This window comes from Brevibacillus reuszeri (assembly GCF_002897295.1).
Lineage (GTDB): Bacteria > Bacillota > Bacilli > Brevibacillales > Brevibacillaceae > Brevibacillus > Brevibacillus reuszeri_A.
The window spans coordinates 1-501 of record NZ_BEXF01000142.1 but is presented as its reverse complement, the minus strand read 5'-3'; the positions used below and the strand labels follow the sequence as shown (position 1 = coordinate 501).

The following is a 501-nucleotide window of genomic DNA, read 5'->3' as shown; positions in this document are numbered from 1 at the left end:
AAGAGTTTATGCAGAACATGAAGCGACTTGGGTACACGATGAAGCAAGGTCATGTTAAATATATGACGTTCAAGGCTCCTGGCATGGAAAGATCAGTTCGCGGAAAAACCCTAGGGCCAGAATACACAGAAGATCGTATCAAGGAACGAACTCAGCTTAGAGAATTTAATTTTGTTGAATCAAAACGGAAATACAAATACCGCTTTAAAAGGAAGCCGACTCGAACACAAATTTTTGACGCAGCAAGGAACTACAAATATAAAAGAGGTTCATTGGCGGTTAATTTCATGCTGACTATTGCGTTGCTTCGGGCGCTCACTAACCGGAAGGTAGAAGAGGCAACAAGGAGAAATTCGCGTAGAGATTTTAGCACCGACATTGAAATATTGAAACTGTCCAAGCAGCTCCAGCTAATAACAGATTACAATTTAAAAAGTCGCAGTGATCTACAACAAGCGATCAAAGATACAGAGCAACGATTGAAACAAATCAATGGAGTTA

The 501-nt window shown here is 40.3% G+C and carries 1 pseudogene; it reads left to right on the top strand.

What is annotated here, in order from left to right:
* Positions 1–38: 38 nt before the first annotated feature.
* Positions 39–501, top strand: a pseudogene (locus tag C3B52_RS35875) (relaxase/mobilization nuclease domain-containing protein); the annotation flags it as partial.